This is a genomic window from Nonomuraea sp. NPDC049637 (genome assembly GCF_040675235.1).
Taxonomy (GTDB): Bacteria; Actinomycetota; Actinomycetes; order Streptosporangiales; family Streptosporangiaceae; genus Nonomuraea.
On sequence record NZ_JBFAOM010000039.1, the window covers coordinates 1 to 16,034 of the forward strand.

7 protein-coding genes are annotated in these 16,034 nt (G+C 75.6%); 3 read left to right on the plus strand and 4 right to left on the minus strand.

The genetic code is table 11. The features are described 5' to 3' along the window. The 4 genes from AB0J71_RS37600 to AB0J71_RS37615 form a co-directional block, all read right to left on the minus strand. Positions 1-5,492 (minus strand): amino acid adenylation domain-containing protein (locus tag AB0J71_RS37600; RefSeq protein WP_364418769.1); only part of this gene is annotated, 5,492 nt, incomplete at its 3' end. After that, entirely contained in the window at positions 5,489-10,243 is a 4,755-nt protein-coding gene (locus tag AB0J71_RS37605; RefSeq protein ID WP_364418772.1) for an amino acid adenylation domain-containing protein, read from the minus strand. The genes AB0J71_RS37605 and AB0J71_RS37600, both read right to left, overlap by 4 nt. A 912-nt stretch (positions 10,244-11,155) precedes the next feature. Then, the gene (locus AB0J71_RS37610; RefSeq protein ID WP_364418774.1) at positions 11,156-11,431 is read right to left on the minus strand and encodes a hypothetical protein; all 276 of its coding nucleotides are present in this window, start codon (positions 11,429-11,431) and stop codon (positions 11,156-11,158) included. A gap of 29 nt (positions 11,432-11,460) precedes the next feature. Continuing rightward, entirely contained in the window at positions 11,461-12,222 is a 762-nt protein-coding gene (locus AB0J71_RS37615) for a L,D-transpeptidase (RefSeq protein WP_364418776.1), read from the minus strand. 90 nt (positions 12,223-12,312) lie between these two features. On the opposite strand from AB0J71_RS37615, the gene AB0J71_RS37620 reads away from it, so the two are divergent. The 3 genes from AB0J71_RS37620 to AB0J71_RS37630 are packed head-to-tail and all read left to right on the plus strand — an operon-like array spanning position 12,313 to position 16,013. After that, positions 12,313-12,996, plus strand: a complete 684-nt coding sequence (locus tag AB0J71_RS37620) for a response regulator transcription factor (RefSeq protein WP_352330464.1) — start codon at positions 12,313-12,315, stop codon at positions 12,994-12,996. Next, positions 12,993-14,768 (plus strand): ATP-binding protein, encoded by a 1,776-nt coding sequence (locus AB0J71_RS37625; protein ID WP_364392268.1) that lies wholly within the window; start codon positions 12,993-12,995, stop codon positions 14,766-14,768. The genes AB0J71_RS37620 and AB0J71_RS37625 overlap by 4 nt, the downstream gene beginning before the upstream one ends. A 30-nt stretch (positions 14,769-14,798) precedes the next feature. Next, positions 14,799-16,013, plus strand: a complete 1,215-nt coding sequence (locus AB0J71_RS37630; protein WP_364418778.1) for an ROK family protein — start codon at positions 14,799-14,801, stop codon at positions 16,011-16,013. Positions 16,014-16,034 lie beyond the last annotated feature (21 nt).

Below are 16,034 nucleotides of genomic sequence, written 5' to 3' on the forward strand. Positions count from 1 at the left end.
ACGAACCGTTCGGCGGTCAGCTCGGGCCGGCCGATGTAGCCGCGGGTGACCCCGGGGCCGCCGACCACCAGCTCGCCGGGCACGCCGGGCGGCACCGGCCGCATTCCGGCGTCCACCAGGTGCCCGTACACGCCGGGCAGCGGGCGGCCCAGCGGCACGATGCCGGTCCGCCGGTCGGCGGGGATCTCCTCGGTGTCGCACACCAGGCAGATCATCGTGGACTCGGTGTGCCCGTAGTGGCTCTGGATCCGCAGCTCGGGCCGGGCGGCGCGGGCCCGTTCCACCAGGTCCCACGGGCACGCCTCGCCCGCCAGGATCAGCAGCCGGCCCGGCAGCACGGCCGCCAGGTCGCCGCCCGAGGCCAGCAGCTCCAGGTGGCTCGGCACGCACTTGACGACGTCCACCCGGTGCTCGGCCAGGTAGCCGGCGAACGCGGCCGGGTCCATCGCGGTCTCGCGCGGCACCAGGTGCACCGTCCCGCCGGTGGTCAGCGCACCGAACACGCAGGTCAGGCCGAAGTCGGCGGCCGGTGTGGAGACCACGGCGAACGACCCGCCGGGCACGCCGATGCGCGGCAGCATGCCGCCCAGGTAGTTCAGGACGCCGCCGTGCTCGGCGGCCACCGCCTTGGGCGTGCCGGTGGACCCCGACGTGAAGATCACGTGATGCAGGTGCTCCGGTCGCACCGCGCTCTCCGGCCTGGTCTCCGGGAGGTCGGGCAGTCGGTCCAGCGCCAGCACCTGCCTGCCATCCCCGATCAGGGGCGCGAACTCGCTCACCGTCACCACGGCGCGCACCCCGGCGGCCTCCAGCATCGCGGCGATCCGCGCCGCCGGGTACGCCGGGTCCATCGGCAGGTATCCGCCGCCCGACTTCTGGATGCCGAACAACGCGCAGGCCAGGTCCGCCCCCGGCTCCAGCAGCACGCCGACCGGCTCGTCGGCGCTCACCCCGGCTTGGATCAGCCAGTGCGCGATGCGGTTGGCGGCCGACTCCAGCTCCGCGTAGGTCAGGGCGCGGTCGGCGCCCACCACGGCCGGCGCGCCGGGGGTCTCGTCCACCCAGCGTTCGATCAGGTGGTGCACCGCCCCGGCGGGCGGCTCCGGCGGCGGCCCGCCGGCCAGCGCCGGGCCGGTCACCGGCTCCAGCGGCACCGCGCCCACCGGCGCGTCCAGGTCGGCGAGCAGCCCGTCGAGCAGGGCGGCGTACCAGCGGGTCAGCTTGGCCGCGGTGCCCGGTTCGAAGAGGTCGGTCCGGTAGGCGAGCCCGCCGCGCAGCGTCGCGCCCGGCCCGTCGTCCACGACGTGCCAGCTCAGGTCGAACTTGGTGGTCAGCTCCGGCAGGTGGATCTCGGACGCCTCCAGGCCGGGCAGCTCCGCCCCGGCCACGCCGGGGACGTAGTTGAGCATCACCTGGAACAGCGGCGTGGCCGCCAGGTTGCGTTCCGGCCGCAGCCGGTCCACCACCCGGTCGAACGGCGTGCCCGCGTGCGCGAGCGCGCCCAGCGCGGACTCCCGCGCGCGGGCCAGCAGGTCGCGCCCGGTCGGGTCGCCGCCCACGTCGGTCCGCACGACCACGGTGTTGAGGAAGCAGCCCACCACGCCTTCGGTGTCCGGGTGGTCGCGTCCGGAGACCGGCACGCCGACCGCGATGTCCGCGCTCGCCGACAGCCGGGCCAGCAGCGCCTGCAACCCGGCCAGCAGCACGATGAACGGCGTGGACCGGTAGGCGGCGGCCACCGTCCTGATCCGCTCGCTCAGCTCCGCCGGGAGCTCCAGGTCGAGCGCGGCTCCGCCCGGGTCGGGCACCGCGGGTCGCGGCCGGTCGGTGGGCAGGTCGAGCACCGGCGGCAGGCCGTCCAGGTGCCCGGCCCACCAGTCCAGGTCGGCCGGGTCGGGGACCGGCGACACCTCGGCGTACTGCGCCGGGGGCGGGTCGAGCGGCGGGCGCAGGCCCAGGCGGGCGGCGTACAGGCCGGACAGCTCAGACAGCAGAAGCCCGCGCGTCCACGCGTCGGTGGCGATGTGGTGGAAGGTGAGCGAGAGCACGTGCTCGTCGTCGTGCCCAGGATCGCCGACGGCGAGCAGCACCGCCCGCATCGGCGGCTCGCGGTCCAGCGCGAACGGCGTCGCCAGGTGCCCGGCCAGCACGTCCTCGACCTCGGACCGGTCCACGCGCGCGGTGGAGACGGGCACCTCGGCGGCGTCCCGCACCACCATGACCGGCTCGGGGCCGGAGTCGTCGACCACGCCGCGCAGCACGTGGTGCCGTTCGGCCAGGTCGCGCACCGCGTCCAGCAGCGCCTCCGCGCGCAGCGGGCCGCGCAGCCGCAGCGCCACCGGCACGTTGTAGGCGCTGCTGTCCGGTTCGAGCTGCGCCAGGAACCACAGCCTGGCCTGCACCCCGGACAGCGGCACCGGCCCGTCCGCCGGCGCGCGCCGCACGCGCGCCGCAGCGGCCGGACGGGGCAGCGCGGCGGCCAGGTCGGCCAGCACCGGGTGCTCGAACAGCAGCCGCACCGGCACCGCCGCGCCCAGCCGCTCCCGCAGCCGCCCGGCCACCCGGGTCGCGGCGAACGAGTGCCCGCCGAGGGCGAAGAAGTCGTCGTCCGCCCACACCTCGGCGAGTTCGAGCACGTCGGCCCAGACCTCGCCGACCAGGCGCTCGGCGGGCGTGCCCAGCGGCACCCGCACCGCGGGCGCCGCCTCGGGCACGGGCAGCGCCGCCCGGTCCACCTTGCCGTTCGGCGTGAGCGGCAACGCCTCCAGCACGCCGATCGCGGCCGGCACCATGTAGTCGGGCAACCGCTCGCGCAGCGCCGAGCGCACGGCCGCGGCCTCCACGGTCGCGGGCGTCACCCAGGCGGCCAGGCGGCGCTCCAGTCCGTCGCCGACCGGCTGCACGTACGCCTCCGCGACCTGCGGCAGAGCCCGCAACGCCGCGACGACCTCGCCCAGCTCGACGCGGAAGCCGCGCACCTTCACCTGGTCGTCGATGCGTCCCAGGAACTCGATCAGCCCGGTACCGGTCACCCGGACCCGGTCGCCGGTGCGGTACCAGCCGCCGGTGAAACGCTCCGCGGTGAGGTCGGGACGGCCCAGGTAGCCGCGGGCCACGCTCGGCCCGCCGATCCACAGCTCACCGGGCACGCCGGGCGGCAACGCCCGTCCGGACGGGTCGGCCACCCGGCACACCACGTCGGCCAGCGGGCGGCCCAGCGGGGCCCGGCCCGGACCCAGCTCGGCCAGTGCCTCGCCCGCGTCGCAGGCCAGCACCGACACCGTGGTCTCGGTGGGGCCGTAGTGGATCTGCACCTCCAGGTCCGGCCGCGCCGCCCGCACCCGCGCGACGAGGTCCGCCGGCACCGCCTCGCCGGCCAGGATCAGCAGCCTGCCGGGCAGGGCGGCCGTGCCGAGGAGTTCGAGCTGGCTGGGCACCATCTTGATCGCGTCCACCGGGTGCGCCGCCAGGCGGGCGGCGAACGCGGCCGGGTCGGTGGCCGTCTCGTGGTCGATCAGGTGGAGGGCGGCGCCCGTGGTCAGCGCGCACCACACGTTCGTCATGCCCAGGTCGGCGGCGGCGGTGGAGACCAGCGCGAACGACGTCAGCCCTGCGGGGAGGACCTCGGCCACCGCGCCGAGGTAGTGCGTGATGTGCCGGTGCTCGACCGCGACGCCCTTCGGCCGCCCGGTCGAGCCCGAGGTGTAGATCACGTACGCCAGGTGCTCGGGCCGCACCGCCACGCCGGGACGCTCGCCGGACGCCTCCGCCGCGGCGGCGAGCTCGGCGCCGGTGAGCACGATCCGCGCTCCGGCGTCGGCCACCACCGCCTGGTTGCGCCGCTCCGGGTAGACCGGGTCGAGCGGCAGGTAGGCGGCGCCCGCCTTGAGCACGCCGAGCATGGCGACCACCAGCTCCGGCCGCCGCTCCAGCAGCACGCCGACCGGCTCCTGCGGCCGCACCCCGTTCTCCAGCAGCCAGTGGGCCACCTGGTTGGCGCGGCGGTCCAGCTCCGCGTAGCTGAGCGGGCCGACCGCGACCGCGTCGGGGCGGGCGTCGGCCATGCGCTCGACCAGCGTGTGCAGCGGCACGTCCACGGGCAGGACGGCGTCCCGGCCGCGCAGGTCGTCGCCGGCCGGCAGCCGCACCGGCGCGCCGGGGTCGGTGAGCATGCCGTCCAGCAGCTCCAGGTACCAGCCGGCGAGCCGGCGCACGGTGGCCTCGTCGAACAGGTCGGTGCGGAAGCGTAACTCGCCCGAGAAGCGGGTGCCGTCGTCGCCGAGCTCCAGGTTCAGGTCGAACTTGGCGGTCGGCGCGGGCGGCGTCCCGGTCTCGACCGCCAGCCCCGGCAGCGACGGCGGCGTGCCGGTGTCGTAGACGTTGAGCATCACCTGGAACAGCGGCGTGACCGCGAGGTTCCGCTCCGGCTGCAGGCGCTCCACGATCCGCTCGAACGGCGTGCCGGCGTGCGCGAACGCGTCCAGCGCCGCCGTGCGCGCCCGCGCCAGCAGCTCGGCGCCGGTCGGGTCGCCCGAGGTGTCGCCGCGCACCACCAGCGTGTTGATGAAACAGCCGACGACCCGCTCGGCGTCGGGGTGGTGGCGGCCCGCGTGCGGCACGCCGACGGCGATGTCGTCCACGCCGGACAGGCGGCTCAGCAGCGCCTGCAGCCCGGCCAGGAACACCATGAACGGCGACGTCCCGGCCACCGCGCGCACCTTCGCCGACAACGCCTCGGGCACCTCCACCGCGACCGCCGCCCCCTCCCAGGTGGGGACGGCCGGGCGCGGGCGGGCGAGCGGCAGGTCGAGCACCGGCGGCAGGCCCGCCAGGCGAGCGGCCCACCAGTCGAGGTCGGCGTCGGGCCGCCCGGCCTCCCACGCGGCGACGTCCGCGTACTGCAGGGCCGGGGGAGCGGGGGGCGGCTCCAGGCCGAGGCGGGCGGCGTACAGGTGGGCGAGATCGTCCAGCAGCACGCGTTCCGACCAGGCGTCGGTGGCGATGTGGTGCAGGGTGAGCGCGAGCACGCACTCCTCGTCGCCGAGCCGGTAGAGCGTGGCCCGCAGGGGCGGCTCGGCGTCCAGCCGGAACGGCCGCCAGGCGTGTTCGGCCAGCTTCCGTTCGAGCTCCGCCGGGCCCGCGTCCGACAGGTCGACCACGGGCACCGGCACGGCGGCGACGGGCCGCACGCGTCCGTCCTCGATGACGCCGCGCAGGATCCAGTGCCGCTCGGCCAGGTCGGCCACCGCGCCGGTGAGGGCGGGGACGTCCACCGGGCCGCGCAGCCGCAGCGTCAGCGGCACGTTGTAGGCGGGCGTGCCGGGTTCGAGCTGGGCCAGGAACCACAGCCGCTCCTGCGCCGGCGACAGCGGCATGTCCGCGGCCGACGTCGCCGGGATCCGGGGGACGGCGGCCTGCTCCTTCTGCTTCAGGGCGGCGGCGAGCCTGGACCGGACGAGTTCGGCGATCCGGTCCTCACGTACCTCGGTCATCCCTCGTTCCCCTCCATCAGGTCGGCGGCCAGCAGTTCCTCCAGCGCGGCGGCGAAGTCGGCCAGCACCGGCCGGTCGAACACCAACCGCACGGGCACGGTGAGCTGCAACATCTCGCGCAGGCGGGCGGCCACCCTGGTCGCGGCGAAGGAGGCTCCGCCGAGGGCGAAGAAGTCGTCGCCGGCCCACACCTCGGGCCGTTCGAGCACCTCGGCCCAGACGGCGGCCACCAGGAGCTCGGCCTCGGTGGCGGGTTCGACCCGCGCCGGGGCCGGGCCGGTGTCCGGCTCGGGCAGCGCGTGGCGGTCGACCTTGCCGCTCGGCAGCGTGGGCAGGGCCGGCAGCACGACCCAGCGGCCCGGCACCATGTGGCCGGGCAGCCGGGACCGGGCGTGCCGCTCGACCGCGGCCAGGTCCGCCGTCTCCGGCGCGACGTAGCCGACCAGGTGGGCCTGCGCGTCCGTGCCCGCCACGGTCACCGCGGCCTCGGCGACCTCGCGCAGCACGGCCTCGACCTCGCCCAGCTCGATCCGGTAGCCGCGGACCTTCACCTGGTGGTCGCGGCGGCCGTGGAACTCCAGCGTGCCGTCCGGCCGCCGGCGAGCCAGGTCGCCGGTGCGGTAGCAGCGGCCGTCCGGCGTGAACGGGTCGGCGACGAAGGCGGCCGCGGTCAGGTCCGGACGGCCCCGGTAGCCGCTGGCCACCCCGGCGCCGCCCAGCAGCAGCTCGCCGACCGCGCCCGGCGGCACCAGCCGCAGCCGCGCGTCGACCACGTACGCCCGCTCGCCCGGCATCGGCGACCCGATCGGCACCCGGTCGCCCTCGTGCGCGCGCACCCGGTGCAGCAGGGAGGTGACGGTGGTCTCGGTGGGCCCGTAGGCGTTCCACAACTCGCCGACGCGCAGCAGGACCTGCTCGGCCAGCGCCGGGTCCAGCGCCTCCCCGCCGGCGACGGCGCGCAGCGCGGGGTCACCCGCCCAGCCGGCCGCGATCAGCATCCGGTACGCGGTCGGCACCAGGTCGACCACCGTGGCCGCGCTGGTGGCGATCAGCTCCGCCAGCGCGTGCCCGTCGGTGGCCGTGGCCCTGTCCACCACCACGGACGTGCCGCCGGCGGCCAGGACGCTCCACAGCTCGGAGGCGGAGACGTCGAAGCTCAGCGGTGCGACCGCGGGCTGCACGTCGGCCGGGCCGAGGCGGAGCGTCGAGATCATGCCGGCCACGAGGGCGGCCAGGGCGCCGTGGGTGACCTCGACCCCCTTGGGCGTGCCGGTGGAGCCGGAGGTGTAGGTGACGTACGCCAGGTCCTCGGCGCGCACCTCGGGAAGGTCCGCGCGGGGGCCGGCCGCGAGCCGGTCCGCGTCGAGAGGCACCGGCCCGTCCTCGCCGGGCGCCGTCTCCAGGGGCGTCTGGCCGGGGGTGAGGACCACGCGGGCGCCCGCGTCCGCGGCCAGCAGGCGCAGCCGCTCGGCCGGGTGTTCCGGGTCCAGCGGCAGGTACGCCGCACCCGCCCGCCACACGCCCAGCAGCGCCGCGGGCAACATCTCGTCCCGCGGCACGTGGACGCCGACCACGTCGCCGCGCGACACGCCGTGCGCCAGCAGCCCGGCCGCGATCCGGTCGGCGCGGTCGTTCAGCTCGGCGTGGCTCAGGGTGACGCCGTCCGGGCCGACCACCGCCCTGCCCGCCCCGCCCGCTGCGCCGGTGGCGTGTGCGGCGAGCGACAGCGGCACCGGCGGCAGGTCGTCCGGCAGCAGCGGGCCGGCCGCGCGGGCCAGCAGCGCGGCGCGTTCGTCCGGGGTGACCGGCTCGAACGTGGCGATCGCCAGGTCCGGCTCGGCCACCACGCGGCGCAGCAGCCACAGCAGCCGGTCCAGGTACGCCCCGGCCGCCTCCCGGCCGAGCAGCGCGACCGCGTACTCCAGGTGCAGCTCAGCGCCGGCGGCCGTGCGGTTGACGAGCACGCTGAACTCGTGGACCGCCGCGCCCGGACCGATCTCGGTCAGCAGTTCGAGGCAGCCGGCGCGCACCGGCACCTCGGCGTGCTGCATGGCCAGCAGCACCGGGGCGCGGGGCACGTCGGCGGGCGGGACCTCCTGGTGGACCAGCGCCCGCGTGGCGGCCTGCCCGGCCTGCCGGACCAGGTCGCGGAAGGTCGGCGCGGCGTCCGGCCGCAGCCGCACCGGCACGGTGTCGATCAGCGGCCCGACGACCCGGGCCAGCTCCGGCCGGGCGCGCCGCGCCGCGACCATGCCGACCAGCGTGTCCGGCTCCCCGGCGACCAGGGCGAGCGCGGCCAGGTAGACCGCGTACGGCGTCGCGCCGCACGCGCGGGCCAGCGCGGCCACGCCGTCCGTGAACTCCTCGGTGAGCGGCCTGATCACCCGGCACGTCGTCAGGTCGCCGGGCGGCGGCCCCGCCACCGGCGCCCCCGCCAGCTCGCCGCGCCAGAACTCCCGCAGCCGCGCGAGGTCGGGCCGGTCCTCCTGCTCGCGCACCGCCACGTCGCCGAGCTGCACCGCCGGCTCGGGGACGGGCTCGCCCGCCAGCTCGGCGGCCAGCTCGTCCATCAGCACGCCGGTCGAACCGCCGTCGAAGGCGATGTGGTCCGTCACGAGCACCAGCTCGGCCACGCCCTCTCCGACGGGGCACAGGCTCGCGCGCAGCAACGGCACCTCGGTCGTCACGTCGAACACGTGCTCCACCGCGGCCCGGGCCACCTTCACCGGGTCCGCGCCCGCCGGATGCTCGACCAGGGGGACGGCGACGGGCGGGTGCACGACCGCGTACGGGACGCCGTCCTCGCCGACGGAGACCGTGCTGCGCAGGGCCTCGTGCCGGCGCAGGACCGCGTCCAGCGCCCGGCGCAGCGGCGCGCTCCCGCTCAGGCCGCGCACGCGCAGCCGGATCGACACGGTGGTGACCGGGCTGTGCGGGTGGAGCTGGCGCAACGTCCAGAACTCGCGTTGCGCGGCGGTGAGCGGGTGCCGGGTCCGGCCGGTCCGCCGCACCGGCGCCGATCCCGGCTCGCGCAGGCGCGCCGCCAGCCCGGCCGCGGTCGGCTCGGTCAGGAACGTCGCCAGCGGCACGGTGTGCCCGAGCCGCCGGGACAGCTCGGTCACCACCCGGGCGGCGGCCAGCGAGTGCCCGCCCAGGTCGGCGAACCGGTCGTGCACCCCCACCTCCGGCAGGCCCAGCACGTTCGCGATCACCTCGGCCACCTGGCGCTCGTCGTCCGTCCGGGGCGCGACCGGCGCCGCGGTCCCCGTCCGGGCGGCGCCCAGCTTGGGCAGGGCCGCGCGGTCCACCTTGCCGGTGGGGGCGATCGGCAGGTCGCCGGTCACGCCGATCCTGGCCGGGACCAGGTGGTCGGGCAGCCGGTCACGCAGCCAGTCGCGCAGCTCGGGCTCGCTCACGCCGGAGGCGGCCACGTGCGCGACGAGGTAGGCGATGCCGTCGTCGTCGGTGTGCGCCAGGACGACGGCGCGGCGCACCGCGGGATGGCGGTCCAGCGCGGACTCGACCTCGCCCAGCTCCACCCGGTAGCCGCGGATCTTGACCTGGTCGTCGGCGCGGCCCACGTAGCGCAGCTCGCCGTCCACCCATCGGACCAGGTCGCCGGTGCGGTAGACGCGGGTGCCGTCCGGGTCGGTGCCGAACGCCTGCGAGTCGTGGCCCAGGTAGCCGCGGGTCACGTTCGGCCCGCCGATCCACAACTCGCCGACCTCGCCGTCGGGGACCGGCCTGCCGTCGGCGTCGCGCACGCTGAGCAGCGCGCCCGCCATCGGCCCGCCCAGCGGCGGGTCGCCCTGGTGGTCGCGGCTCACCTCGAACAGGGTGGAGCCGGTGGTGCACTCGGTGGGGCCGTACATGTTGAGCACGCGGCGCACGCCGGGGTTGGCGTACACGCGCGCGACCAGCGCGGCGGTCAGCCGCTCGCCGCCGGACAGCACCATGCGCACGCCGTCCGGCAGCGGCTCGCGCAGCAGCACCGACAGCGCGGACGGGACGCCGAAGACCGTGCGCACCTCGTCGCGGGCGGGCAGCGTGGGCAGCGCCAGCACGTTGTCCGCCATGATCACGGTCCCGCCCGCGAACAGCGGCGTGAAGATCTGGGTGATCGAGGCGTCGAAGCAGATGGAGGAGCCGGCGAGCATGCCGCTCAGCTCCTCGGCGGTGTAGGCGGACGCCTCCCAGCGCACCAGGTTGAGGGTGTTGCGGTGCTCCACGACCACGCCCTTGGGACGGCCGGTGGAACCGGAGGTGTAGATGACGTACGCGGCGTCGCCCGGTTCGCCGGGCACCCGCGGCCCGTGCGCGGCGGGCGTCACGTCGTCGACGAGCACGGTGTCCGCGCCGGTCGGCGCCGCGGTCTCGCGCCGCGCCGCCGAGGTGACCACCGCGGTCATGGCGGCGTCCTCGGCCATGAAACGTAAGCGCTCGGCCGGGTAGGCCGGGTCCAGCGGCACGTAGGCCGCGCCCGCCTTGAGCACCCCGATCAGCGCGGGCACCAGCCACTCGTCGCGGTCGAGGCAGATGCCCACCAGGTCGCCGCGTGCCACACCCCGCGCGGCCAGGGCGTTGGCGATCCCGTTGGCCCTGCGGTCGAGCTCGGCGTAGGTCATCCGGCTCGTGCCCGCGACGACGGCGAGGCGATCGGGTGTCCGCCGGCACTGCGCCTCCAGGGCCTCGTGGAGGCGTCCCGGCGAGTCGGTGGGAGGGCGGTTCGCGCCCGTCACATCCGTAGTCATGTGTCCTCTTTCCAGCAAAGATCAAACGTGCCCGGGTGGGCGGTCCGGAACAGCCCGTTCCTCGGGGACGCACGCGAGCCCGGGCGAGGTCGTCGCTGGGCGCGTGGGGTCGTGCGGGTTCGTGCGGGCGGTTCAGTGTCGCGCGGTCGCGGGGGTGGCGGGGGGCTTTCGCGGCAAATGTCGGGGTCTGCGGTTACGTGCTCCTTTCGCCCATGGTCGTCCGCGCAACAGGATCGGTGACCCGGCTTGCCGCTGACTTGGAACCTGCCATGATCTTGCTTGCAGGAGGGGCGTCATCGGCCGGTGGCGGCCGGACGGCTCGGCAGGCGGTCAGCGACGTCCCGGCGCCCGGCGTCGGCCGGAGCGCGCGAACCTCCTGGACCGGCGACAGGCAAACCCCGGGCTCCGGACGTGGGCGAGGAGTGCGGCCTTCTCGCCACTGCTCCGGAACGCCACACCGACATGATCCTCTTCGCCGGGGCGGTCCCGCAATCGGGGTTGAAAGGCGCGAAAACCGTGGACGGGCAAGCACATCCGTCGCGCGACCTCACGGGACGGTGAGGTGGGGAGCGCGACGGGAAAGGCCCGGCCCTCGGGGCGTCGGCGCACGAGAGGGCTTGAAAGGAAAGCCCCCGCCGGGGGCAGACCCCGGCGGGGGAGGGGCGGCGTCACGGACGCCGTGGTGCGCGCGGTCAGGGACGGCGCGGCCGCCGCACGCGAGACCGCGGTGTCACGGACGCCGTGATGTGCGTGGTCAGGGACGGCGTGGCCGTCCCGCTCGCCGCCCGCACGTGGCGCCGCGGCGTCCGGGCCCTGCTCCCGCCCGTGATGGCCAGGCCGCGGACGCGGCCGACGGGCAGGAGCGGAGGGACGTCACGCGGCTGCGACGTGTCGTGCTGCGACGTGTCGTGATCAGCCGGTGTAACGCGGCTTGACGGCGACCGGCTCCTTCGGCCCCGCCGTCTGCTCCACCGTGGGCCGGCCTTCGGCGGGCACCGGGGAGGGCGCCGCGGAGGGGCCCCCGGCGGACACGGCTGCGGGCACAGCGGCGGGCACAGCGGCGGGCACTGCGGCGGGCACCGCGGCGGGCTTCTTGGGCTCGGCCGAGGCCGTCCCCGACAGCCCGGCGAGACCCGCCGCGAGGGCCAGCGCCGCGACGCCGCCGACGAGCATGGTTCTGATCTTCATAGGGTTCCTCTCATCCTTCGAGCAGGGCCTCAGCCCTTGACGACGACCGGAGTGCCGATCGCCAGGTTCTTCGCCATCCAGGTGATGTCGTCATTGCTGACCCGGACGCAGCCGTGGCTGGCCCGCGTGCCGATGGCGGAAGGCTTGTTCGTCCCGTGGAGCGCCAGCTGGCCGGGGCCGCCGGCGAAGCTCTTCAGCACCGGCGAGAAGCCGCTCAGCCCGAACGCGTAGGCGCCGTAGGCCCCGCCGTCACCGGTGGGCCTCACCAGCTCGGTGAAGAAGTAGCGGCCCGGCGGCGTCGGCGTCCCGGCCTCGCCGGTCGCGACCCTGCCCGTCCTGACGGGCCGGTCGCCGTCGTAGACCGTGAAGCGGAACGCCCCGCGGTCGATCTCCACGCGGTGGGAGGTCTCCGCGAGCGTCACGTCGGCGGCCTTGATCCAGCCCTTGCTGCCGTTGGGCCGGATCGGCAGCAGCACCCGGAGCCAGTCGCCCTCGTCGCGGTCCACCAGGAAGACGCGCGTCGCGCCGTAGTCGTTGGGACTGGTGATCGTCCTCTGGGGCGCGCCCTTCTTGTCGCGGTAGATCGTGATCCGGGCTCCCCTGACGCTCGCGATCTTCGCTCCGGCGCCGCCCGCCGGCTCGGTGCGCGCGGCGCTGCTCGCCGTGGTGCTCGCCGGGGTGGCCGCCGTGGCGCCCGCGGGCCGTACGGCGCTGTCCGCGCTGCCCGCGCAGCCCGCAGTCAGGAGGGCGAGTGCCGTCGCCGCGGCCGTACGAAGCAGGTTGGTTCTCACCCGGCGCAGCCTGGCGGCAGAATGTGTGGAACCTGTTTGCCTGTCATGCGGATCCCGTATGCACTCGCGGAGTGCGCATAACCTCGGGCCATGTGCGCGTACGTACTGGTCGCCGAGGACGACCCCAAGCAGGCCGAACTGCTCAGGCGCTACCTGGAGCGGGAGGGCCACGAGGTCCGCGTCGTGCACGACGGACGTTCGGCGATCGACGAGGCCCGGCAGGGGGACCCCGGCCTCGTGCTGCTCGACGTGATGATGCCGAAGGTCGACGGGCTGGACGTCTGCCGGGTGCTGCGCGCCGAGTCCGACCTGCCGATCCTGATGCTGACCGCCAGGTCCACCGAGGACGACCTGCTGCTCGGGCTCGACCTCGGCGCCGACGACTACATGACCAAGCCGTACAGCCCGCGCGAGCTGATGGCCCGCGTGCGCACGCTGCTGCGCCGCGCCGGCAGGTCGCCGGAGGCCGGCCGGCTGTTCCGGGCCGGTGACCTGGTCGTCGACCCGGTCAGACACACCGTCACCGTGGCGGGCACGCCGGTCGACTGCACGCTCGCCGAGTTCCGGATCATCGAGACGCTGGCCGCCGAGCCGGAACGGGTGTTCACCAGGAAGCAGCTGCTGGAGCGCGTCCACGGCTTCGACCGCTTCATCACCGAACGCACGGTCGACGTGCACGTGATGAACCTGCGCAAGAAGATCGAGCCCGACCCGCGCCGCCCGTCCCGGCTGCTGACCGTGTACGGCGTCGGCTACAAGCTGACCCAGGCATGAGGTCGCTGTTCGTCAGGCTGCTCACCAGCTCGGCCGTCGTGGCGGTCTGCTCGATCACGGCGACGGCGTGGCTGGCCGCGAGCAGCACCTCCGGCGCGATCCAGCGCGAGCAGGGCCAGACGCTGGCCAGCGACGCCCAGATCAACAACAGCCTGCTCGGTTACGCCGCCCGCCATCCCGACTGGTCCGGCGTCGCCGCCACCGTCCGCGACCTCGCCGCCGCCAACAACCGCCGCGTCGCGCTGACCACCGAGAAGGGCGCCCTCATCGCGGACTCGGCGGCCGCCGGGACCCCGCTGCCCGCCAGGGTGTCGGCCGTCGTCGATCCGCTGGCCGTGGACGTGACGCTGGTGCCGGGGGCGGCCGAGGACCGCATCGATCCGCGCGCGGTGGGCCCCTTCCTGCTGCCCGACCGTGACCGGGTCCGGCTGGGGAAGGCGGCCGACGCCTACGCCGCCTGCATGAGACGTACCGGGCAGGCCGTCCGGACGACCGTCTCCCGCACCGGCAGGCCGTCCGTGACGACGACCGGCGAAGGGATCCCGCAGGAGCCGAGCCCGGTCCCCGCGGTGAAGGCCCCCTGCGACGCCGTCACCTTCAACACGCCGACGCGCACCGAGAAGGCCGCGTTGAAGCAGCTCAACCTCCTGGTCGGCAGCTGTCTGAAGGGCAAGGGCGCGGAACGCGGCTCGGTCGGCCTCGACTTCACCTGGGTTCCCAAGGAGAAGCGGCCGGGTCCGGCGGTCGCCGAACCCGGCCAGACGATCTCCTCCTGCATCGTCGCGGCCCGCAAGGAACAGCTCGACCCCTACGTCGCCCCCGCCGCCTACCTGTACATCGGTTCCCCCGCCGAGGCCACCGGCCCGCGCATCCCGCTGCCCTCGATCGCCGGCGCCGCTCTCCTCGTGCTCGTGCTGACCGTCGGCGTCAGCGTCATGGCGGCCAGGCGCCTGGTCGGCCCGGTCAACGCGCTCACCCACGCCGCCCGGCGGATGCGCGACGGGGACAGCTCCGCCCGCGTCCAGGTCAGGACGACCGGCGAGATCAGCGAGCTGGCCACGGCGTTCAACGAGATGTCCGAGCACCTCCAGCGCATGGAGGAGCAGCGCAAGGCCATGGTCAGCGACGTCTCCCACGAGCTGCGCACCCCGCTGAGCAACCTGAGGGGCTGGCTGGAGGCGGCGCAGGACGGCGTCGCCGAGCTGGACCCCGCGCTGATCGCCTCCCTGGTCGAGGAGCTCCTGCTGCTGCAGCACATCGTGGACGACCTCCAGGACCTCGCCCTCGCCGACGCGGGCAAACTGCGCCTGCACCTCGAACCCGTGCACCTCGGCGACCTCCTCGACCAGGTGGCCACCGCCCACCGAGGCCGCGCCGAGGCCGCCGGCCTCACCCTGACCACCGGCGTCATCGGCGCCCCCGCCCTGACCGCCGACCCCGTACGGCTCCGCCAGGCCGTCGGCAACCTCGTCACCAACTCCCTGCGCTACACGCCGGCCGGCGGCCGCATCACGCTGGGCGCCCGCCGGGACGGCGACCACGTGGTCATCGAGGTGACCGACACGGGGATCGGCATCCGCGCCGAGCACCTTCCGCACGTCTTCGACCGGTTCTGGCGGGCGGAGAAGTCCCGCAACCGCCGCACCGGCGGCAGCGGCCTGGGCCTCGCCATCGTCCGCGACCTGGCCGAGGCGCACGGCGGCACCGCCACGGCCGCCAGCACCCCGGGCGTGCGCACCACCTTCACCTTGCGCCTTCCGGCACGACCGTGATCCTGTGAGGACGGGTCCTAGGGTGACGGTATGGCGGGATCGGCGGTGGTCGTGCGGACGCAGGAGCAGGTGCGGCAGCGGAACCTGAGCGAGGTGCTGCGGCGCGTCCACCACGAAGGGGCGGTGTCGCGCGCGGCGCTCGGCCGCCTGATGGGGCTCAACCGCAGCACCATCATGGACCTGACCGCCGAGCTGGCCGCGGCCGGGCTCGTCCGCGAGGGCATGCCCGCCGGGCGGGGGCGGGCGGGGCGGCCGTCCATCGTCGTCATGCCCGAGCAGGGCACGGTGTACGGGCTGGCGTTCGACGTCGCCGTGGACCGGCTGGTCGCGGCCCGCGTCGGGCTGGGCGGCCGGGTCCTCGACCGCAGGGAGGCCGTGCGCGCCCGCGCCGGGGTCGACCTGGAGGACGTCGTCGGGGTGCTGGCCGCCTTCGGCCGCGAGCTGGTCGCCGGGGCCGGGCCGGACGCGTTGTGCGTGGGGGTCGGCGCCTCGTACTGCGGGCTGATCAGACGCACCGACGGCACCGTGCGGTACGGGCCGCACCTCGGCTGGGTGGACCAGGCGTTCGGCGCGGAACTCGGCGCCGGGCTCGGCCTCGGGCTGCCCGTCGAGGTGGGCAACGAGGCGCACCTGGGGGCGATCGCCGAGCACGTGCGCGGCGCTGGACGAGACGTCGACAACCTCGTCTACCTGCACGGGGACGTCGGCGTCGGCGGCGGGATCATCGTCGGCGGCGAACTCCTGGACGGCGACACGGGCTACGGCTGCGAACTCGGGCACATGCTGGTCAACCCCTTCGACGGCCGGCCCTGCCTGTGCGGGTCGCGCGGCTGCCTGGAGGCCGAGGTGGGGGAGGAGGCGCTGCTCGACTACGCGGGACGGTCCGGCGACCTGGTCGGCCGCGACGGCATCCGGTCCGTCGTCGCCCTCGCCCGCGCCGGTGACGCCAGGGCGCGGGACGCCCTCGACCGCGTCGGCGACTGGCTCGGCGTCGGCGTCGTCAACCTCATCAACCTGTTCAACCCGGCGCTCGTGGTCTTCGGCGGGATGTTGCGCGACGTCTACCCCGGCGCCGAGCCACGCGTCCGCGCCCGGATCGACGCGCACGTGCTGCCGGTGTCGCGGGAACGCGTCCGCCTGGCCGTGACGGCCCTGGGCGACGACACCACGCTCGCCGGAGCCGCCGAACTCGCCTTCGCCGGTCTCCTGGACAACCCCCTCACCACCTTGACCGCCCTTCGCTGAGACGGCCGTCCGGCTCCCGCC